The 18882-nt window shown below is 43.2% G+C and carries 19 protein-coding genes and 1 pseudogene; 8 read left to right on the top strand and 12 right to left on the bottom strand.

The genetic code is table 11. From position 1 onward, the window contains the following. Positions 1-299: 299 nt before the first annotated feature. Together ACZ5QV_RS05160 and ACZ5QV_RS05155 are read right to left on the bottom strand one after the other, a co-directional pair. Entirely contained in the window at positions 300-557 is a 258-nt protein-coding gene (locus tag ACZ5QV_RS05160) for a hypothetical protein (RefSeq protein WP_464601528.1), read from the bottom strand. A gap of 243 nt (positions 558-800) precedes the next feature. After that, positions 801-977, bottom strand: coding sequence for an N-acetyltransferase (locus tag ACZ5QV_RS05155; protein WP_464601527.1), 177 nt, complete (start codon positions 975-977; stop codon positions 801-803). 360 nt (positions 978-1337) lie between these two features. Here ACZ5QV_RS05155 and ACZ5QV_RS05150 point away from each other — a divergent pair, with 360 nt between their 5' ends. The 4 genes from ACZ5QV_RS05150 to ACZ5QV_RS05135 all read left to right on the top strand — a co-directional run bounded on the left by ACZ5QV_RS05150 (position 1338) and on the right by ACZ5QV_RS05135 (position 4047). Continuing rightward, positions 1338-1469: a hypothetical protein gene (locus ACZ5QV_RS05150; RefSeq protein ID WP_464601526.1), complete on the top strand. Its 132-nt coding sequence runs from the start codon at positions 1338-1340 to the stop codon at positions 1467-1469. 349 nt (positions 1470-1818) lie between these two features. After that, a complete protein-coding gene (locus tag ACZ5QV_RS05145; RefSeq protein WP_464601525.1) occupies positions 1819-2319 on the top strand; it encodes a hypothetical protein in 501 nt (166 codons plus the stop codon). Between the two features lie 291 nt (positions 2320-2610). Next, the gene (gene msrB / locus ACZ5QV_RS05140) at positions 2611-3030 is read left to right on the top strand and encodes a peptide-methionine (R)-S-oxide reductase MsrB (RefSeq protein ID WP_464601524.1); all 420 of its coding nucleotides are present in this window, start codon (positions 2611-2613) and stop codon (positions 3028-3030) included. A 357-nt stretch (positions 3031-3387) separates the two neighbouring features. Continuing rightward, a complete protein-coding gene (locus ACZ5QV_RS05135; RefSeq protein WP_464601523.1) occupies positions 3388-4047 on the top strand; it encodes an HAD family hydrolase in 660 nt (219 codons plus the stop codon). A 30-nt stretch (positions 4048-4077) separates the two neighbouring features. Here the strand turns inward: ACZ5QV_RS05135 and ablB are convergent. Beyond that, positions 4078-4620, bottom strand: a pseudogene (ablB, locus tag ACZ5QV_RS05130) (putative beta-lysine N-acetyltransferase); the annotation flags it as partial. A gap of 239 nt (positions 4621-4859) precedes the next feature. Between ablB and ACZ5QV_RS05125 the strand changes: the two are divergent. Beyond that, on the top strand, positions 4860-6524 hold the full coding sequence (locus ACZ5QV_RS05125; RefSeq protein ID WP_464599431.1) for an IS1634 family transposase: 1665 nt from the start codon (positions 4860-4862) through the stop codon (positions 6522-6524). Positions 6525-6552: 28 nt separating this feature from the next. Here ACZ5QV_RS05125 and ACZ5QV_RS05120 read toward each other — a convergent pair whose 3' ends face one another. The 7 genes from ACZ5QV_RS05120 to ACZ5QV_RS05090 form a co-directional block, all read right to left on the bottom strand. After that, complete coding sequence (locus tag ACZ5QV_RS05120) at positions 6553-7077, bottom strand: putative beta-lysine N-acetyltransferase (protein ID WP_464601522.1); 525 nt, start codon at positions 7075-7077, stop codon at positions 6553-6555. A gap of 40 nt (positions 7078-7117) precedes the next feature. Continuing rightward, positions 7118-8377 carry a lysine 2,3-aminomutase gene (gene kamA / locus ACZ5QV_RS05115; RefSeq protein ID WP_464601521.1) on the bottom strand — a complete coding sequence of 420 codons (1260 nt, stop codon included), beginning with the start codon at positions 8375-8377 and terminating at the stop codon, positions 7118-7120. A 1258-nt stretch (positions 8378-9635) separates the two neighbouring features. Continuing rightward, the gene (locus ACZ5QV_RS05110; RefSeq protein ID WP_464601520.1) at positions 9636-10760 is read right to left on the bottom strand and encodes a UDP-N-acetylglucosamine--N-acetylmuramyl-(pentapeptide) pyrophosphoryl-undecaprenol N-acetylglucosamine transferase; all 1125 of its coding nucleotides are present in this window, start codon (positions 10758-10760) and stop codon (positions 9636-9638) included. Between the two features lie 157 nt (positions 10761-10917). After that, the gene (locus tag ACZ5QV_RS05105; protein ID WP_464601519.1) at positions 10918-12060 is read right to left on the bottom strand and encodes a UDP-N-acetylglucosamine--N-acetylmuramyl-(pentapeptide) pyrophosphoryl-undecaprenol N-acetylglucosamine transferase; all 1143 of its coding nucleotides are present in this window, start codon (positions 12058-12060) and stop codon (positions 10918-10920) included. A 399-nt stretch (positions 12061-12459) separates the two neighbouring features. Beyond that, positions 12460-13848: a methanol--corrinoid protein co-methyltransferase MtaB gene (gene mtaB, locus ACZ5QV_RS05100; RefSeq protein WP_464601518.1), complete on the bottom strand. Its 1389-nt coding sequence runs from the start codon at positions 13846-13848 to the stop codon at positions 12460-12462. 15 nt (positions 13849-13863) lie between these two features. Continuing rightward, positions 13864-14637: a methanol--corrinoid protein MtaC gene (gene mtaC / locus ACZ5QV_RS05095; protein ID WP_464601517.1), complete on the bottom strand. Its 774-nt coding sequence runs from the start codon at positions 14635-14637 to the stop codon at positions 13864-13866. A 708-nt stretch (positions 14638-15345) separates the two neighbouring features. Next, positions 15346-15516, bottom strand: a complete 171-nt coding sequence (locus tag ACZ5QV_RS05090) for a hypothetical protein (protein WP_464601516.1) — start codon at positions 15514-15516, stop codon at positions 15346-15348. Between the two features lie 190 nt (positions 15517-15706). Here ACZ5QV_RS05090 and ACZ5QV_RS05085 point away from each other — a divergent pair, with 190 nt between their 5' ends. From ACZ5QV_RS05085 to ACZ5QV_RS05075, 3 genes are all read left to right on the top strand, one after another. Beyond that, complete coding sequence (locus ACZ5QV_RS05085; protein WP_464601515.1) at positions 15707-16561, top strand: helix-turn-helix transcriptional regulator; 855 nt, start codon at positions 15707-15709, stop codon at positions 16559-16561. Between the two features lie 123 nt (positions 16562-16684). Continuing rightward, positions 16685-17482 carry a helix-turn-helix transcriptional regulator gene (locus tag ACZ5QV_RS05080; protein WP_464601514.1) on the top strand — a complete coding sequence of 266 codons (798 nt, stop codon included), beginning with the start codon at positions 16685-16687 and terminating at the stop codon, positions 17480-17482. Between the two features lie 51 nt (positions 17483-17533). Beyond that, complete coding sequence (locus tag ACZ5QV_RS05075; protein ID WP_464601513.1) at positions 17534-18025, top strand: DNA-deoxyinosine glycosylase; 492 nt, start codon at positions 17534-17536, stop codon at positions 18023-18025. Positions 18026-18138: 113 nt separating this feature from the next. Here the strand turns inward: ACZ5QV_RS05075 and ACZ5QV_RS05070 are convergent, their stop codons facing one another. Both ACZ5QV_RS05070 and ACZ5QV_RS05065 read right to left on the bottom strand, forming a co-directional pair. Next, the gene (locus ACZ5QV_RS05070; protein WP_464601512.1) at positions 18139-18318 is read right to left on the bottom strand and encodes an indolepyruvate ferredoxin oxidoreductase subunit alpha; all 180 of its coding nucleotides are present in this window, start codon (positions 18316-18318) and stop codon (positions 18139-18141) included. Positions 18319-18523: 205 nt separating this feature from the next. Further along, positions 18524-18865 (bottom strand): hypothetical protein, encoded by a 342-nt coding sequence (locus ACZ5QV_RS05065; RefSeq protein ID WP_464601511.1) that lies wholly within the window; start codon positions 18863-18865, stop codon positions 18524-18526. Positions 18866-18882: the final 17 nt, after the last annotated feature.

The raw sequence follows: 18882 nt of genomic DNA, 5'->3' as shown, positions 1-18882 counted from the left end.
CCGTCTCCCAACCCTCATTTCGAGGGTTTTTCTCTTTCATAAGTTCTTTTGTATATATTTGTATTTTTTTGTTTTTTGTCTCTATTTTCAGTAATCCTTTTTTCCATCCTGACATTAATTTGGGGCCTGTATCTTACCTGATTTTTGTGGCGCAGAGTTGCCTTATGGGTATGTTTCTCGGAATCCGGCCCCCTCACCGGTCGCCTGCGACCGGCCTTTTTCAAAAAAAAATTCCGGAAAATAATAGATGAAAAACAGTACCCTAAAAATCGATCCTTTGTAGGATGCTTTATAATATCTTAGTTTGTTGATTCAGGTAAAAAGTATGCCCACAAATCATCATCATTTTTTTCTCTTTTCAGCTTTCCTTTTTTCTCCATGTTCACTAACACATTTGCGACAAGTTTTCGAAAAGGTTCAAGTTTCAGGTTCTCATCTTCATCTTTGTGTTTAAAAGCAACTGCTTGGTAGACATCGACGTAAGTTGGTTTAATTCCATACTCAGTTTGTAAAAATCTCACACATTCATAACATTCTTTGGTTTTATTGAACGACATGTTTCTCTCTTTTACTTATTAACTGTATGTTATATATCGTTAAGTCTTGCACTGCTCTACCTAACATTTCAAATCCCTATTGCTTGCTCAAAAGTTTCTTTTTTAAGGGATTTCTCGAAAAGGCCGCGCTTTCGTGCGTGGAAATAACGGCATGAACACTCCATTTTCGGCAGTCCATGTTTTCTGAATTCCTATTTTCTCGCCTCCACGTCTCCCGTTTAAAGAATCAGGAAATTTTCCCGTTCAGACCTCGGAGAATTCTTCAGGATACTCCACAAGCCCGCCGGCCCCTTCAAGGGCTCCTTCCCTCAATTCCAGCGCTATGATGGCTTCTGCGGGCGTTCCGAAGGGGTATTCGATCCCCCCTTTTCCGGCCGGTTCGAACCCGAAACGCGAATAGTATTCCGGATGTCCGAGCACGAGGGTGGTTCATTTGTATTATGTTAATATTATTTTTAATAGTCAGAATGGAGCCTTAAGTTCCTTTTTTCCATTTTTTGCTGTGGCCGTAATCAACATGCACCCGGGGTCCAAAAACAAAAGCAAAGGATACATTGGATATTTGACCATGAAAACATCAACCATGAAGCACTGGATGACTAAAATAAACAAGTTATAAATATAGAATAACATAATTAGGACTTACGCAATTGAACAAAAAATCAGTAGTATGAAACACCAAACTGTCTAAAGCACAATGTCCTTGACAAGCTCTCATGTGATTGTTTTTACATCTCAATTGCGTAACTCATACATAATGTTAAAAATGGGTGGTAAATAATGTACAAAGTGTATCTCGTTAAGAGCAATTTGAGTGGAAAAGTCACTAAAGCTTATTCTACTAAGGAATTGGCTAAGAAAAATAAAAAACTACTAGAACACATTGATGAAATTATTGTAGAAGAAGAATAAGGGATACTAGATAAGGGTGGTTCATTTGTTATGGGCTCTTCGTTGTTTTGTGTGTAGCCATCACAAAAACCAACATGGGCTTGAAGTGAAAATCCCCTAATCCATAGAGAATGGCGAAGAGCCCTTTTGTGGCCGTAATCAACATGTACCCGGGTCCAAAAGCAAAAGCAAAGGACACATTGGATATTTGACCATGAAAACATCAATCATGAAGCACTGGACGACCAAAACTATATTTCCCACAACAAAAATTCACACTTCATAAACAAATAACAAATAACTATAATTTTATTAGTTTTTAAAAATGCAATTAATTCATAAGTTGACTATAAATAGTAGGTGTTCTAAAATGAAAAAATCATCACTGGTTTTAATATTAATTGTATTCTCTTTATTTTTATCAGGCTGTGTTGATTCTTCTGAGAATGACGCTGTTCTAGAAGAATATAACAAGTATGTTGATACATTTAATGAAGATTCTGAGACTTTAGCATCCCTTGTTAGTGAATGGAATTCTGCAATGGAACATATGTCTTCAGGGGACTATTATACAGATGAGGAAGTATATGAATTGTCAGATATAGCAAAAAGGTATTCCAGTGAATGTAATTTTGTTATAGCTCATAACTCAAACTTTGAAACATTCATATCTACCAATGAAGATGTTTTGAAAGAGTTAGATGTGGATACTTATTCATTGAAACAAGAATTCACTGATTCCAGAATAGTCATGTCTGATAATTGTGAAAGTATGGTTGAAGGCGTTGAAACAGCGGCGCAAAATACAGAGGGTGCTGTACAAGAAGCAGTCTTAAATGATGTTGTTGATCTGTTGAGTAAATTCATTTAAGTGGATTGTTTAATATCGATCTGGTTATTGACCAGATCATTCTTTTTTATTCCTGTATTCCTCTTCTCAGAAGCTCTGTTTTTTGCATTCACTCATTTTCACCCATTCATATTTTCTTATATGAGTATCTGCCCTCCCCGCGTTTAAAGGATCCTGTTTTTTTCAGGATTTGCCACATCAGGTAAAAAACAATTTGCAGAATCCGGGCCCCGACAGTTTTGGGAATCAGCAGTATTATTATAAAAGCACGAGGATAATTAATAATACAAATGATTGGGGGTTTTCAGAACTTTGCAGCAAAAAATCGAGAAATCAGAAGAAGAATGGGAAAAAGACCTGACTCCGGAACAGTACCGAGTCCTGAGAAAAAAGGGGACGGAATCTCCCTTTTCCGGGAACCTGTATCACAATAAGGAAAAAGGGGTTTACGCCTGTGCAGCCTGCGGGCAGGAACTCTTTTCCTCGGACACGAAATTCGACTCCGGGACGGGCTGGCCCAGTTTCTGGGATGCAATTGAGAGCGGGCGGGTCCGGGCGCTCCCCGATAACAGTTCCTCCATGAAGAGGACCGAGGTTGTCTGTTCCCGTTGTGGAGGGCATCTCGGACACGTCTTCGATGACGGGCCAAAACCCACAGGGGCACGTTACTGCATTAATTCGGTCTCTCTTGATTTTAAGAAGGTGGCCGGGGAAGAAAAAACCAGAGAGTAAGGGCCGGAAAAAATGTGGAAGCAGAGGTGTAGAGGTCAGTGGGATGGAATGTTGAAACCGAGGTAAAAAGGGGCTGTCGGATGGAATGCAGAAATCGGGGTACAGGGGGCTATTTAAACTGAAACTTTCAAAGGTTCAGGTAGAACTGGCCGGATTTTTCACTTTTCTAATCCTTTTCCTGCTGGTTTTCAACCTGCTCTTCCGTCTTCAAAGAGGAGAATCTCTCATATATGCCCCCGGAACTCTGATCTTTTCCCTGCTCGGTTACTGGCTGGGTGGGTACCTTTATGATAAATATCTAAAATAAAATGCCGTAGCTTCTGGCATCAAAAGCTCTATCAGGCATAACATCAGTCAATGGGTCAGATGTTTAAAGCGATCATTTTTGATGTTGACGGGGTCCTTGTGGACTCCATGCGTTTCCACGCCGACGCCTGGGTTGAAGCTTTCAGAGAGGCTGGGCTTTCTATCCGGAGGGAAGATGTTTATGAAATCGAAGGCGCAAACGACCGGGGAGTTGTCGAGTTAATCTTCCGGAATAAGGGCAGGATCCCGGAGCCTGAACATTTTGAGGGTCTTCACCTGCGAAAACGGGAACTTGTTGAGTTCGAAAATATAAAGCCCTACGAGGGCATGGTCAAGTGCCTGCACAGCCTTAAAAAAAAGTTCCGTATCGCTCTCGTCTCGGGTTCGGACCGGCCTCTGGTCGAGAAAATGCTGACCAACTTTTTCCCGGATATCTTTGAAGTTGTGGTTGCCGGAGCCGATGTAAAACATGGAAAACCCGCCCCTGACCCTTACCTGAAAGCGGTTGAAATGCTGGGCCTTGAAAAAGAGGAATGCCTCGTTGTTGAAAACGCGCCCATTGGAATCGAGGCCGCAAAAAAAGCAGGGCTTTACTGCGTGGCCGTCCAGAGCACGCTTGGAGCCGAAAAGCTGGGGCAGGCGGACCTGGTGTTTGAAGGACATGCCGGGCTTTTTGAATATTTTGAAAAGTTATGTTCAAAAGCTCTTTGACCTATTTTTGGAAAGGACTGTATGATGAAGTCAAAATACAGGCAGCTTCTTGCACCAGATATTCATGTCTTCAAAGCCTTCTCCTATCCTGCAGTTGTTCACGAGCCTGCCGGTATAGCTGTAGTCAAGAGAGGCAAAAGCCCTGTTGATTCCGGAAATAGGGGCCCTGCAGAGGGTGTATGCATTCTTGAACTTCCTTTCCGCAAGTTCCTTTTCCAGGGCTGAAATAAGTATGCGTATCAGGCCTTTTCCCCTTTCCGAAGGAGCTGTCAGGCAGTCCGTTATTTCCGCACTTTTTGTTTCAGGGTCCATTTCCGCAGATGCAAGGCTTACTATTTTTCCTTCTCTCTCCATGACCAGGTAAAGGACCGAGGATTCCATGGTCTCAAACAGGTAGTTTTCCATGTGTAGAGGGGTCGGGTAAAGGTTAAATCCCTGCATGTAAAAGGAAGCCATCTCCGGGGCGTCGGCCTGGACTGCCGGCCTCAGGACATATCCTTCCTGCATTTCCTGTATTTTCTGCATTTCCTTCCTCTCCAGCATCTTCGGGAATTCCGGAACTTCCGGAGATTTTTCCCCATTTCCCTTTTTTTCTTCTGTTTTTCCAGGAGCTGCAGGTTTCCGAAGACAGTTTTTAACTCAGCTTTCAAAGAAGAGCTATTTTTGCCTTGATTTGCCACAAAAATCAGTGGCAAGGAAGATCCGTTAAAAAAAATATTTGTAAGGCCTAAGTTCTAAATTACATTTAAAAAGCCTATTGTATCTGTTTTTTGAAGAAATATCTTTATATACGTAGAACCTAAATTTATATCATGGTTTTTTTAAAACAGAAAATAATCAACGGTAAAAAATACTGGTATATTATTAAAACTGGCAGAATTGATGGAAAAGTGAAAACTATATTTCAGATATATTTAGGCAATGCCGAAAAAATATTTGAAATGAAAAAACAGAGTGAATCATTGCCCTACATGAAACTGAAATCTTTTGAGTACGGCAAACTTGCCGCACTTCTTCATGTGAATGAAGAGCTTGGATTCGTTGACATAGTGAACAAGCACACTATGAAAAAATCAATCGATGGTTTAAGTGTCGGAGAGTATCTTTTACTTGATATAGTGGGGAAATCTCATGGAGTTTTAAGTGAAAACGGTATTGGGGAATGGTTCAAAAAATCGGCCTTATCTTTTAAGTGGAAATTCCCTCATAAATTAAATTGTCAGAATTTTTTGAATCATATGAATTACATTGATTCCGACACAATGAAAAATATTGAAGACGATTTGTGCCGAGTTCTCATCGAAAAAGGACTAACCCCTTCAGTACTGTTTGTGGATGAATCAAACTGGTTCACTTATGCTACCAATTATGATGAAAAAAGTGAATTGCTTCATAAAGGGTATAACAAAAAGCATCGTAAAGACAAAAATCAGGTATCTGTAGCGCTGGCTGCTAATGATTACAACTTACCTTTTATTCACGAGACATATCCAGGAAATGTGCATGATTCAGAGGAATTTTCAGGTCTGGTTGACAAAATAGTAAACCGTCTAACCGAATTGAATATTTGTTCGGAAGACCTTGTTCTTGTTTTTGATAAGGGAAACAATTCAAAGGACAACATTGAAAAAGCAACTTCAAAGATGAATTTTGTAGGGGCTGTAAAAGCAAATCAGGCAGATGATCTTCTTGAAGTGCCATTATCTAAATATCAATTTTTATATGAAAGCTCAGAAGGCCACAAAATTTATGGCTATCGGACAAAGCATCAGTTTTACGGGACAGAATTTACAACAGTAATTACTTTCAATGAAGGAACTCACAAACTTCAAAAAAGAACTTGTGAGTCAAATATGTCAAAAATAACTGAGAATCTGGAAGACCTACAGAGGAGACTGGAAAGCAACAGAGGAAAAGCAAGAAACAGGAGCAGTGTAGAAAAAGAGGTTGCAGACATTATTATCAAAAAATACAGAAGTATGGTGAAATATGAAATTACTGATGCTCCTGAAGGTAAGAAAAAACCTCAGTTAAAGTTCTGGATTGACGAAGAGAATAAAAATAAGCGCGAAAATTCATTAGGAAAAAATATACTATTTACAGATAAGCACCGTTGGCACACTAAAAAAATTGTGCAAACATACAACAATAAAGGCGCTATAGAGGATGATTTTAAGCTATTGAATGATCACCTGCTTGTCCCTGTGGGACCGGTGTACCACCACAAAGATGAAAATATCAAAGTTCACGTATTTCTGTCTATAATTGGCTTACTTTTCTACAGATATTTAGCCTGGGAGACAAAGAGATATGGTCTTTCTATGAGAAGACTAATTGAAAATTTGTCCGAAATTAGGCTGGCAGTTATCCAGGATAAAGAATCAAATAAGTGTAATATTATTCTGGAAGAGATGAGTACAAAGCAAGCATCATTATTTTCTTTCTTGAACTTGGGTAATTACCTGCCACCCCAATAAAAACGTCATCAGTAGGATTATTCATTCCTTAGGCCCACACAAACAAAGCCGCTTGATAACGGAAAAACATGCATCTTTGAAAGTAAAGTTTAATTATCTCATCTTCTTTTTCTTTGTGTAAGGAGTTCTCCCTTGATTTTTCGGGATAATTCGAGAATATTCTGCAATCTTCTCCGGAATAATACCCCCTGATTTTTCCTTCTTCAGTGTATCCGCAGGTTTCAAGCACAGGGACTTTTTGCGGGGGGGTGTAGACAATTATTTTTCCCATGTGTTCCTGTTCTGCAAGGGCTTCGAGGATGCAGGCAAGTTCTTCAAAAGGCCCTGAAAAACTCATGACTTTTATTCTCCGGTTGTAGTAGTCAAGTACAAGCTCTGTCTCCAGTCCGGGTGCCTTTAACTCCAATTTTTTCCAGTAGTCAGGAAGTTCTTCTTTAACATCAAACTTTAACGGTATGTTTTTCTCGATCGTGAGGCCTCCTGAATCATGATATTCCTGAGTTTTGAGGGTTGCGAAGAATTTGGGACTCTGGCGAGTTGGGACCAGGGACAATTTTTAGAACCCGGTCCATCAGAGTTTCTGCCCCTCTTATTCAAAAACGCTGTTTCCTCTGAAGCCCTTCGGGTTCCAGGGATATGATTGTGTTCTCATCATCATAGAGTTGAGCCAGTCCGACATCGCTTTTGAGTCCGGGGGACCTGTCGCAGATCCGGCAGTTATTCGGACAGGTTTCTGAATACTCAACAGGTTCGGGGTAGACGCAGATGACCCCTTCGTAATTTCGGAGGGTGATTTTGGAGTTCGAACTGGAGATGAGGTAATTCGGGCCGACAGGGATTTTTCCCCCTCCTCCCGGAGCGTCAATCACAAAGGTAGGTATGGCAAGCCCCGAGGTATGCCCCCTGAGCATTTCCATAATCTCTATGCCCTTGGCAACCGGGGTCCTGAAATGTTCCAGTCCGTTTGAGAGGTCGCACTGGTAAAGGTAGTAGGGCCGGGTTTTTATCTTCACCAGTTCGTGGCAAAGCTTTTTGATTATGGTGGGGCAGTCGTTTACTCTCCTGAGGAGCACGGACTGGTTTCCCAGAGGAATTCCGGCATCTGAAAGCATTCCCATTGCTTTTTTTGCTTCAGGGGTGATTTCTTTCGGATGGTTGAAGTGGGTATTGAGCCAGACTGCCGGGTATTTCCCCAGGATTTCGCACAGTTCCGGGGTTATGCGCTGGGGCATGGTGACAGGAGCTCTTGTGCCTATTCTTACGATTTCCACATGGGGAATATCGAAAAGTTCTCCAAGCATCCAGTCCAGCCTTTCATCGGATACGAGAAGAGCGTCTCCTCCTGAAAGAAGGACATCCCTTACTTCCGGGTGGGTTCTTATGTACTCTATTCCTTCTCTGATTATTTTTTCAGGATAGTCATATTCCCGGTTGCCTACCCTGCGCTTGCGGGTACAGTGTCTGCAGTACATCCCACAGCGGTTTGAGATCAAGAAAAGCACCCTGTCAGGATACCTGTGAGTGATGCAGCTTTCTTTGGAAGGGGAATCCGAGTCCTCACAAAGAGGGTCGTCGTGCTCCCATGCAAAAGTCTGAAGTTCGGCCAACTGGGGCACGGCCTGCAGCCGGATGGGACATCCGGGGTCTTTCGGGTCTATAAGAGATGCATAATAAGGGGTTATTGCCATCGGAAAAACGTCAAGGGCTCTTTTTATGTCTTCTTTTTCTTGCCCTGTGAGTGGGATTAATTTCTCAAGTTCTTCCACGGTCGTAATCCGGTGCCTGTATTGCCAGTTCCAGTCTGAAAATTCTTCTTCACTTACATTAAAAACTTCTTCTACTTTTAATCTCACAGTATAAACCTCTGGTGAAAAGCCGGAATGAAAATTAGGGGCCAGATGTCCTAAGAAGGGAATAAATCCAAAAGAAATAAACAACTCCCTAAAAAATGGGACAAACGCCCAGAAAACAAATACCCAGAAAAATAGTGTACAAAATTTCAGGTTTTATTGTACAACATTCTGGATTATTTCCGGTTTTCTTTGAAAAAAATGCGCCTTAAATCAATTATATTAAAATTAAATGCATGTATTAAATACTTTTTTGTTAATTAAGGTAAAAATAGGTCCTTTTTTTAAAAAATAAGTTTTAAAAAAAGTCCTTTAAACCAATTAATTCATAAAATTGTCTTTTTATGCCAAATAATTTGTAATATTGTCTCTTTATTTCAGATAATTCTTAATATTGTCCCTTTATATCTGATAATTCGTAAAATTGTCCCTTTATATCAGATAATTCTTAATATTGTCCCTTTATATCAGATAATTCTTAATATTGTCCTTTTATATCAGATAATTCTTAATATTGTCCCTTTATATCAGATAATTCTTAATATTGTCCCTTTATATCAGATAATTCTTAATATTGTCCCTTTATATCAGATAATTCTTAATATTGTCCCTTTATATCAGATAATTCTTAATATTGTCCCTTTATATCAGATAATTCTTAATATTGTCCCTTTATATCAGATAATTCTTAATATTGTCCCTTTATATCAGATAATTCTTAATATTGTCCCTTTATATCAGATAATTCTTAATATTGTCCCTTTATATCAGATAATTCTTAATATTGTCCCTTTATATCAGATAATTCTTAATATTGTCCCTTTATATCAGATAATTCTTAATATTGTCCCTTTATATCAGATAATTCTTAATATTGTCCCTTTATATCAGATAATTCTTAATATTGTCCCTTTATACCAGTCTATTCTTTCAATCGTTTCCTTATTCATGATCATTCTCTATTTTCTTCTTCCTGCGAAGTTTATTTGTATTTAAAAGCTAAAAAAATGTTCAATTTCTTATTTTATCTTATTTAAGATAATAATATCTTTTATAAAGGAATAAAAAAGCTTAATTTTGATTTTTAACTGTTTATATTGTCTATTTATAAACAATCCTGAAAAGTTTTAGAGTTAAATCTGTTCGGAGTGAACTACCCCCACCTGTCAGCCTTCGGCTGTCGTGTTAAACCATAGGTTTAAACAGGAGTTTCGAATTTTCAATTAGAAACATCGAGGAGGGGGTCTTCTGCTGTCTGAGATTAAAACATGGATTCCAGCAATTCTCTGATGGCCCTTGGCCCGTTCAGGTTCCTTGCAAGCCTCTGGAGTCTTTCAGTCTTTTTCCCGTAACTCTCTTCATCCAGGACTTCCCTGATGCATTCCAGAATAACCTCCGGCCTGCTTGAGTAACTGAGCCTTCTCCCGTAGCCTTCCTCCTCGATTACGGCGGCGTTGTTTTCCTGTTCGCTGTGCCCTTCATCCGGGAAGGAAAGGATAGGAATCCCGAAACTGAGGGCCTCCATCATGGTGCTGTGTCCGCCGGGAGCAATCACGGCCGCGGAACTTTTGAAGTAGGGAAAGGGGTCCTCTACAAAGGGAAGGACCTGCACATTTTCCGGAAGGGTTGGAAGGCTAGCCGGGTCAAAGTCCGGGCCTGAGATCAGGGTGTAGTAGATTTCCGGGTCAAGCTTTGCGGTCTCCAGGACGTTTTTGAAAATGGGGGCACGGTATCCGAAACCCCCTATAAGGCAGATAACGTGAGGTTTGGCCAGGGGGATTTCTTTCACTTCCTCCGGGACCTGTCTGACCAGAGGGCCACTGTAAAAGACCTTATCCTTAACCTTCTGGGAAAAGGAGAGGTTCTGCCTGCAAACCGTATAGGGGAGGGGATAGTCAGGGATTATGATCCCGTCCACCTTTTCAAAGATGTGGGTGTAGAGTTTTTTGGAAACTTCCCCGAGGAGCCTAAGGGTGACCCCCCTGTTCTTGAAAAACTCTTCCATATTTGACTGGTTGATTATCAGGTAAACCGGGATTTTCAGGGCCTGGGCTGCAAAGATTCCCAGATAATAGCTGTCCGAGACCACGACATCAGGCCGGAGGTCTCTGGTAAGTTTCAGGATTTTCGGGCCTCCGAGGAGCTGGGCGTTTTTCAGGGTTGCCTCGACTGAACCTTTGAAGTCAAGACTTCCAGCATTTCCCACGAGTTTTATCTCGGAAGGAATTTCATGGGCTTCGTACCCCGTTTTTTCTATCAGTTCTTTTGAGTATCCGTAGGCTCCAAAATGGGTTTCATGACCTGCGGCCAGAAACTCTTTTCCGAGGGCAAGGCAGCGGCTTGTATGCCCGAGGCCCTCACCGCACATGAAAATCATTATCTTCATAAAAACACAACTCCCCTTTTCTCTACATTTTCTCTACATTTTTTCTACATTTTCTCTACATTTTGTGGCCTGAATCCGGACTTCCCTATTTTTCGATTCAGATTATTTTCTTTTTTTATACAGATGGTTTTTATCAAGATATATGTTTTTCTGAGTTTTATGACATTTTGGGCCTTTCTATCCTGGATTCCAGTAATTCTCTAACGGCCCCCGGCCCATCAAGCTCTTCCGCAAGCTTTCTGAGCCTTTCTGTCTTTTTCCTGTAATTTTCGTCTTCCAGGACTTCCCTTATGCAGGCCAGGACGACCTCGGGCCGGGTCAGGTAACTCATGCGCCTGCCGTATCCGTTCTCTTCAAGCACAGTAGCGTTGTTTTCCTGCTCGTTATGCTTTTCGTCGGGAAAAGACAGGACCGGGAGCCCGAAGCTCAGGCTTTCCAGAAGGGTGCCGTGCCCGCCCGCCGTAATTACGGCATCCGAACCCTTGAAATAAGGAAAAGGGTTGTCCGTAAACCCTACAAACTCGACATTTTCCGGCCTTTCCGGTAGTTCTTCCGGCCGGATTCCGGGGCCCAGAATAAAGGTGTAATTTATACAGGGGTCAAGCCTTGCAGCTTCCAGAACAGTTTTGAAAATGGTAGCCCTGTACCCGAAGGCCCCTATAGTGGAAAGGATGTTTGGTTTTTTCAGGGCCTTTGCCTCAATCTCGGCGTAGCTCTGCCGGACTATGGGACCGCTGAAAAAGATCGTGTCGTTTATCTCTCTTGAAAGGGTGAAGTTTCGCCTGTTGACCGAGTAGGGGAGGGGAAAATCGGGGACTATTATCCCATCAACACTGCTGAATATGTACGTATAAAATTTTTTGACAAATTTTCCGAGGAAGCCTATAAGGGGGCCTTTTCCCTCGAAAAAATCAATCATATTGAACTGGTGGGCAATAACATAGACCGGAACTTTTTGAGCCTTTGCGGCCAGAATTCCCAGGTAGTAGCCGTCCGAGAGCACCACATCAGGCTCAAGCTTTTTTAAAAGCTTTCGGAGTTCCACACCCCCGAAAAGCTTCCCGTTCTTCAAAGTCGCTCCGATGGATTTCCTCAGGCTGAGGGCTCCCCGGTCTCCCACGAGGGTTAGCTCAGGAGGGATTTCATGGGCCTCATACCCTGTTTTTTTAATAAGCTCCTTTGAGTAACCGTATGCCCCGAAATGGACCTCATGGCCTGCGGCCAGAAACTCCTTTCCAAGAGCAAGGCAGCGGCTCGTGTGTCCGAGGCCTTCTCCGCACATGAATAGCAGTATTTTCATAAAAAACAGGCTCCTTTTGGCTCCTTTCTGACGAGGTGGTTAGCTGGTCTATTTTTCCCCTCGACTCTTTACTTAATTTAAAATGTATCTTTTTAAGGGCTTCTATCTAATCCAGTTTCTGTTATCTTTTGGAAATTTTCGTATTATTTTTACAGGATAATTCCCGTTCAATCAGTTTCCTGAAATTGACCATTCCTATGCAGAACCTGAAGCAGAAAAAACACAGATGAAATTTTCGAATAACATTCGCAAAAAATAAAACTACTCATAGTACTTTCGCCTCAAAACAGAATAACCATGGGACAAAAAACAGAGAAAAACCACATAAGCCGATAAAAACAGCCACAGAAATCAGTATAGTAAAAAAAGAACAAAAAAGTAAAAGAGGGAGTTTTTGGTTTAGAGCCCGTAGTTTTCGGGCAGGAATACCTTAACTTCGCTCTGGTATTTGGTGAGGCAGTCACTCATGAACTGTTCCTTGTCGTCGGTGAGGGCAACGAGGGTTTCCTTTGCGTCATTGAGTGCGCCTGTTTCGAATCTGGTCAGATCGAGCTTGCCGCCTGCGACACCTTCTTCGACGATGGTGCAGCATTCGATTGCAGCGTTCTTTGCACGGAGGTAGATGTCGTCTCCGTCCTTGACGATTGCTTCGCCGAGTCTGTAGGCGTTGTCGTATGCAAGCACGTAGGACTGTGGGTCTCTGTACCTGTCGGAGAGCATGAACATATCCCTGAGGATCTTTTCATTGCCTGTTTCGAGCGCGGTGTTCATGAGAGCACAGTCGTATGCGAGGGATTCGGACCAGCACTGTACACTTGTACCGCCGAATTCCCCGTGGTACTCAATGGACTCGTTGGACCAAACGTCACAGCACTGCATGATGAGGTTACCCATAACATCGGAGTGAGCGCATGTGGAGGTCTTGCCTTCCTGAGCCATTGGCATACCGGTGATTGCCTTGATGACAACGTTTTCGTATCCGCAGTCCTTACCCGGACCAATAGCTCCTGCTTCGTATGCAACGAGGGACCTGGGTGCGGAAATTGATCTTGCGAGGACTGCGAGGGTGTGGGCCAGGTTCTTGTCGAGAAGGCCGCCGCCGATGAACATTGCGGTGTTTGCCTGGGCACAGTCGGTGTCTCCACTTGCGACAGTTCCGGTCTTTTTGGCGATGGCTGCGATATCGGTCCAGATATATTCCATGTCGATGGAACCGAGCACACCGATACCGTAGAGCATACCTGCGATATCGTTTCTGAGAATTGAGTGGTCGAAGATTTCCTTTCCACCCATACTTTCCACGGCGAGGAGGTCAGCGCCGCTTTCTGCGCATTTCTCGAAGGCTTCGAGGAAGATGGGGTACTTGTCGCCTCTGAACTGGAGGAAGTCTCTGTTTTCACGGATGTCCCCAATGGTGTGGCGAAGGGCGCACTTGATGCCATATTCATCGTGGTACTCTTCCATGATGGTTTTCTGGGCGTGTGCGACTTCGGCTCCCCAATCAGGGTTGTTGGTCATCTGCTGGACGTGTTCTGTTTCGAGGATGATAGCTGGGAAACCCACCTGGACCATTCTCTGCATGACGTCGGTGGTGATCTTCTCGTATTCCTTGACGAGTTTTTCCTTGGATTTGCCGGCTTCGGGTCTTGGGGCGTAGTTGATTTCAGGGATGGTGTATCCTGCACCGATTTCAAGACCGAGACCTGCCTTTACAGGGTGCTTGGTCTTTCCGAAAACCATCTCATCTGCGCTTTCATATGCCATTGAAGTGTATCTGTTTGCTGCCATTAGTCTCACCTCGTTTTAGTGCTTGTGGAACTGTTCTCTTAATCCTGCGATGTCATTTCCTGCAAGGATTGCGTCTGCAATCTTGGGGGCGTCTGCTGCTTCTTCTCCGTAGACTCCGAGCTCGAACTGGCCAACAAAGTCCTGGTTCACAGCTCCGCCACCACAGGCAAAGGGCACCTTGATACCTTTCTCGAGAAGCTTGTCGTTAACTTCCTTGAAGGCGTACATGGTGGTGGTCATAAGAGCGGTTCCGGTGACCATGAGGGGCTTGTGCTCTTCGACAGCTTCGATAACTTCATCGACCGGGCAGTCTCTTCCGAGGTCAACAATGTCGTAGCCGTTTGCTCTGAGGAGAGCGGTTACGATGTTCTTGCCGATGTCGTGGACGTCACCTTCTGCTACGTGGCAGACAATGGTTCCCTTGGTTTCATGGATTTCCTCAGAGTTCTCCTTGCAGTACTCTATACCTTCGAGCATTGCGTCGGCGGACATCATGACGTTGGGGAGGAAAATGATACCTTCATCGTAGAGTTTGGTTACGACTCCCATTCCTACCATGAGAGCATCATCGATAAGAGTGATAGGGTTCATACCTGCTGCGATTGCGGCTTCGAGAGCTTCGACAACGTCGTCTTCTTCACCTTCGAAGATTGCCTTTGCAACCGGGTAGATTAATTTGTCCTTAGGATAGAGTTCTTCTGCGGCTTCTTCAGGAGTCATTTCCTTTTCCATAGCCACATTGTATCTGATTAAAACGTTTTTCAGGTTTTCTTTGTCGAAATCCAGCATATTCTTTTAACCTCCTTGAAAGAATTTTGTAAAAAGGTCTCATCCAGGCCTTTACGTCCTCAAATCTCGGGCGGTATGGTGTGTATGAGGTTCCGGTCGACAGCAGAATGTTGAGCTGAAACGTTCCGTCTCTTATTCGCGGTCCAACCTTTACGAAGTACTGCAACATTTCTGGTCGTTTTCGGAACTTTTTACTTTTTTACAATAATACATGCCGACATGCTTGCCTGCATTTGCTTGCATGTATATGCAAATAACTACGGGACATCATCGAATATACCATAAACGACGGGAATTTTTCCCCGGCTTTGTTAGAAAAATATGGGCTCTAAAATTTTGGGGTCTTTGCGCCTCTCCCGGGGGTATATTTTTTCAACGGCATTTCCATTCATTCAAGCCTTCAAAAATTTCCCGGGGATTTCTGCAAAAATGTGTTAATTAATTTATAATGTGTGTCTTCTGGGAGGGGGGTTTTATACTTTCTTAAAATATCCCCTTCAGGGCGAGGGTGCAGGTGCATCATTATCCTGTAGTCGCCTTTTGAGAAACATCACGTTAAAAATTTTGCTCCATCTGTTTGAGTTTTTAATCCAACATTCGTTCTTTATTTCATTTTTTAATCTAATTTATGCAGGTGTCTATGGCTTCTTATGTGGCTGTTTTTCCCCCTAAGTAAGGTGTTTAAGCTTAATTTTGTCTGCCACTTCTTCACGTGTTCTCCCCTGCAAAATTATCCATCCATATTTTTTTATATATACGGAAGAATCCGTAATACCCGGAATATGATTTAACCCCCATATTCCGGCATGATTCAACCCCAATCTTCCTGGCATGATTAACCCCCATGTCCCGATGATTCAACCTCAATTTTCCGGGCATGATTAACCCCCATGCCCCGATGATTCAACTCCTCAAACTTAAACCCAAAACTCGAACCTTATTCCCTGGTTTTTATTTATCGTGAAATCGAGGTGTATCACTCAATTTTTGATACCGGTTTTCGGAAAAAATAGACAAGAAAAGATAGGTCAGTTACTATATTTTAAAAACTAGATAGAAGTGATTGGTAATGCAGTCTCAATTAATAGATGTTGTATTTCGTTCGAAAAAAAGAAGAGATCTACTTTTGCTTTTAGGAAATGGCCCCCGGACAATCGACAATATAAAAACTCTGCTTGATGTTTCGGCCACGTCCATCCTGCCCCAGATCAAGAAGCTTACCGATAGCAATCTGGTGATACAGAGCAACGGGCAATACGAGCTTACAGATACGGGTGAGCTTGCGGTAAAAAAAGTCAGGCCTCTTATCAATATCCTGTCCCTGCTTGAAAAGAATGACTTCTGGCTGGAACATGACCTGAGCGCGATTCCGCGCTACCTGCAGGACCGAATCGGGGAGCTGAAAGACTGCCGTATTGTTGAGTCTGAACCGAGCCAGATTTTTGAGCCCAGGACGGAAGTGCTGGATTTTATTTCCGAGTCTCGCTCTTTGCTGGTATTTTCTTCCTTTTTCAGGCCGGAGTTTCTTTCCCTTTATTCGAAACTGGGAAGGGCCGGGGCAGAAGTTTCTCTTATTTTTACCGAATCCGTACTGGATAAGACCCTGCACAATTATGAACGAAAAATTAAAAGGTTTGTTGAGCTGAAAAATACGGAACTCTTTGTCTGCAAGGACGGGGTGAAACTGGGTGAGCTTATCGTTTCTGAACGGGGTATTCTGCTTTCTCTCTTTACTCCCAACGGCAGGTTCCACCACGATTATGTCCTCTGCTTTGAGGAAGAGGCTCTACAGTGGGGCCAGGACCTCTTTGAGTTCTATAAAGGCAGGGCCCAGAAGATCGAGAAAGGTCAGAGTATGGAAGAGTTTTCCGGTGGTATTGGAAACTCCTTTCTTTCCAAATCGTCGCTTCTCAGTATACATTAAACTACAAGCTTTAACCTGCAAGCTTTAACCTGCAAGCTTTAACCTGCAAGCTGTAATACCGGTTTTGCCGGTCTCAGCTTCCTTAATATATTTTAATTTTCATACATTCCGGGAGGTAATCGGTTGGCAACGGACCTTGAATTAATAGACACGATTTTCTTTTCCGAAAAAAGAAAAAATCTTCTACTTTTCCTGAGGGATAGCCCGAAAAACATTGAAGAAATCAAATCCGAACTGGAGGTAAGCTCCAGCCCCATCATGGCCCAGATCCGCATCCTGCTCAAGGAAGGGCTGCTGCTACAGCAGGGGGACTGCTACGAGCTTTCCGTTAAGGGAAAGCTGATCGTCCCCAAGATGCAGTCTCTCCTGGAAACCTTCGAGGTTTTCGATGAAAATCCCGAGTACTGGGCAAGACAGGACCTGAAGACCATTCCTCCTCACCTTTTTGAGAGGATCGGGGAGCTGGGCAGTTGCAGGGAGGTCGTGCCTGACAGGACGCGGATCTTTGACTATCCTCCGGAAGTCATTGAGAACCTCTATAAGTCGGAGACGGTCCTGGAGGTCTCTTCAATTTTCAGGCCCGGTTATCCTGACCTGTATATCGACCTTGCGAACAGGGGTATCGAGGTCTCGGTTGTCCTGGAGCGGCTTATCTTTGATAAGCTGGTCTTGGAATTTAGAAAAGATGTGGAAGTTTTTCTTGCTCTGGATAACGCCAGCCTTTTTGTCTGCGACCCCGCAATAGAGCTGGCTTCCTGTCTTGTAACGGACCGTTTCACCTCCTTTTCGCTTCCCTCAAAAGACGGCAGATACTATAATCATGAAATGCTGAGTTTTGAAGAATCCGCCTTTTTCTGGGGCCAGGAGCTTTTCTGCTATTACAGGGACATGGCTGAACAGGTTCTTCCGGGGCATTTCTGAGAGGCCGGAATCGGAAATTTTAAATAAGGTTAAAATTCAATCTTTCAGCCGATGAAAAAGCGTGGATTTCCCCCGGTTTTGGACAAGCACACCGGGATCCTGGTCCTCGGCTCCCTTCCCAGTGATGAGTCTATCAGAAAGCATCAGTACTACGGAAACCCGGGCAACGATTTCTGGAGGCTGCTTGGCCAGGCAATCGGGGAGGACCTTTTAACTCTCGAATACGAGGAAAGGGTCCGGTCTCTCAGGAAACACCGGATAGGACTCTGGGATGTTTTCAGGGCCGCAGAGCGGGAAGGAAGCCTCGACTCCGAGATCACAGGGAGTCCTGAAGTAAACGATTTTTCAAAATTGAAGGGCTGTGCCCCGGAGCTTAAACTGGTCTGTTTTAACGGCAAAAAAGCGGGAAAATACGCCCCTATCCTGAAGGAGCTGGGCTTTGAGACAAAGGTCCTGCTCTCTTCGAGCGGGGCCAATCGAAAATTTTCCGGGAAAAGAGCTGAAGAATGGGCCTCGGTTTTCGGGAAAGGTAGGGAGGGATGAATTTTAATGCAGTTTTTGAAAACTGCCCTGCCTTCATCCCGTTTTTTCCGGAGTTTTGGAGATCTCCGGGTTTTAACTGAGGGCAGAGACCCTCTAAGTCAGGATAATTCTGTTTATTCCGCTTCGATTGCTTCAGAGGGGCATGCGTCGATACAGACTCCGCAGTCCACGCATTCATCTGCGTCAATGACTGCAACGCCTGCTTCGTCGTCGAGTGTAATTGCCTCTACAGGGCATTCTTCCACACAGCTTCCACAGCCTGTACATTCATCCTGGTTTACTTTTGCTGCCATATTCTTTTAACTCCTTTTTTTCGTTTTTGTCTAATGGTTTTTACGCCAATAATTTTGAAACGCTGGTTTGAGCTTCACATCAAAAATGGATCTGATTCTCAATTTTATCTCTTACCTAAATATATATAAATACATATCGCTCTTTTCACTATTTTTTCCGTATTTTTTCTTTAAACTTCGTTTATTTCTTCAGAATTATCTGGCTTTAATTCTCAATGCCCCGGTCTTTTTCCAGCATATCAAGGATTTCAAGCAGCTTTCTTTTGAGCCTGTTCTTTTCCCTTATCTCTCTGAGATAAATTTCCCACCCGGCTTTTTCTCCCCCGGCGTCCATTGCATTCCTTACCATCCGGAGATAGATGGAAGCAGATTCGTATGCTTCTGACTTTGTTCTGGATATAAGTTCCTCTGCAACCGTTTTCCAGAGTTCAATTGCAATTTCAGGATATTTCTCCTGTACGGCGCGGGCAATTCTATCTCTCCTGGTAAAACGCCTGTCTCCTCCCCATTTTTCCCTTATTCTCAGGACTTTGTACCAGCTGGCCACTTCATCGGGATTTTCTT

This window comes from Methanosarcina baltica (assembly GCF_055394095.1).
This window is presented reverse-complemented; position numbering and strand designations above follow the sequence as displayed.

What these genes read in the sequence shown, in the direction of transcription:
- ACZ5QV_RS05085 (WP_464601515.1), top strand. Translation starts at nt 15,707, where the DNA reads ATGCAGTCTCAATTAATAGATGTTGTATTTCGTTCGAAAAAAAGAAGA.
- mtaC (WP_464601517.1), bottom strand. Translation starts at nt 14,637, where the DNA reads ATGCTGGATTTCGACAAAGAAAACCTGAAAAACGTTTTAATCAGATAC.
- ACZ5QV_RS05145 (WP_464601525.1), top strand. Translation starts at nt 1,819, where the DNA reads ATGAAAAAATCATCACTGGTTTTAATATTAATTGTATTCTCTTTATTT.
- ACZ5QV_RS05125 (WP_464599431.1), top strand. Translation starts at nt 4,860, where the DNA reads ATGGTTTTTTTAAAACAGAAAATAATCAACGGTAAAAAATACTGGTAT.
- ACZ5QV_RS05160 (WP_464601528.1), bottom strand. Translation starts at nt 557, where the DNA reads ATGTCGTTCAATAAAACCAAAGAATGTTATGAATGTGTGAGATTTTTA.
- ACZ5QV_RS05135 (WP_464601523.1), top strand. Translation starts at nt 3,388, where the DNA reads ATGGGTCAGATGTTTAAAGCGATCATTTTTGATGTTGACGGGGTCCTT.
- ACZ5QV_RS05110 (WP_464601520.1), bottom strand. Translation starts at nt 10,760, where the DNA reads ATGAAGATAATGATTTTCATGTGCGGTGAGGGCCTCGGGCATACAAGC.
- ACZ5QV_RS05090 (WP_464601516.1), bottom strand. Translation starts at nt 15,516, where the DNA reads ATGCCCGGAAAATTGAGGTTGAATCATCGGGACATGGGGGTTAATCAT.
- ACZ5QV_RS05105 (WP_464601519.1), bottom strand. Translation starts at nt 12,060, where the DNA reads ATGAAAATACTGCTATTCATGTGCGGAGAAGGCCTCGGACACACGAGC.
- ACZ5QV_RS05075 (WP_464601513.1), top strand. Translation starts at nt 17,534, where the DNA reads ATGAAAAAGCGTGGATTTCCCCCGGTTTTGGACAAGCACACCGGGATC.
- ACZ5QV_RS05150 (WP_464601526.1), top strand. Translation starts at nt 1,338, where the DNA reads ATGTACAAAGTGTATCTCGTTAAGAGCAATTTGAGTGGAAAAGTCACT.
- ACZ5QV_RS05070 (WP_464601512.1), bottom strand. Translation starts at nt 18,318, where the DNA reads ATGGCAGCAAAAGTAAACCAGGATGAATGTACAGGCTGTGGAAGCTGT.
- mtaB (WP_464601518.1), bottom strand. Translation starts at nt 13,848, where the DNA reads ATGGCAGCAAACAGATACACTTCAATGGCATATGAAAGCGCAGATGAG.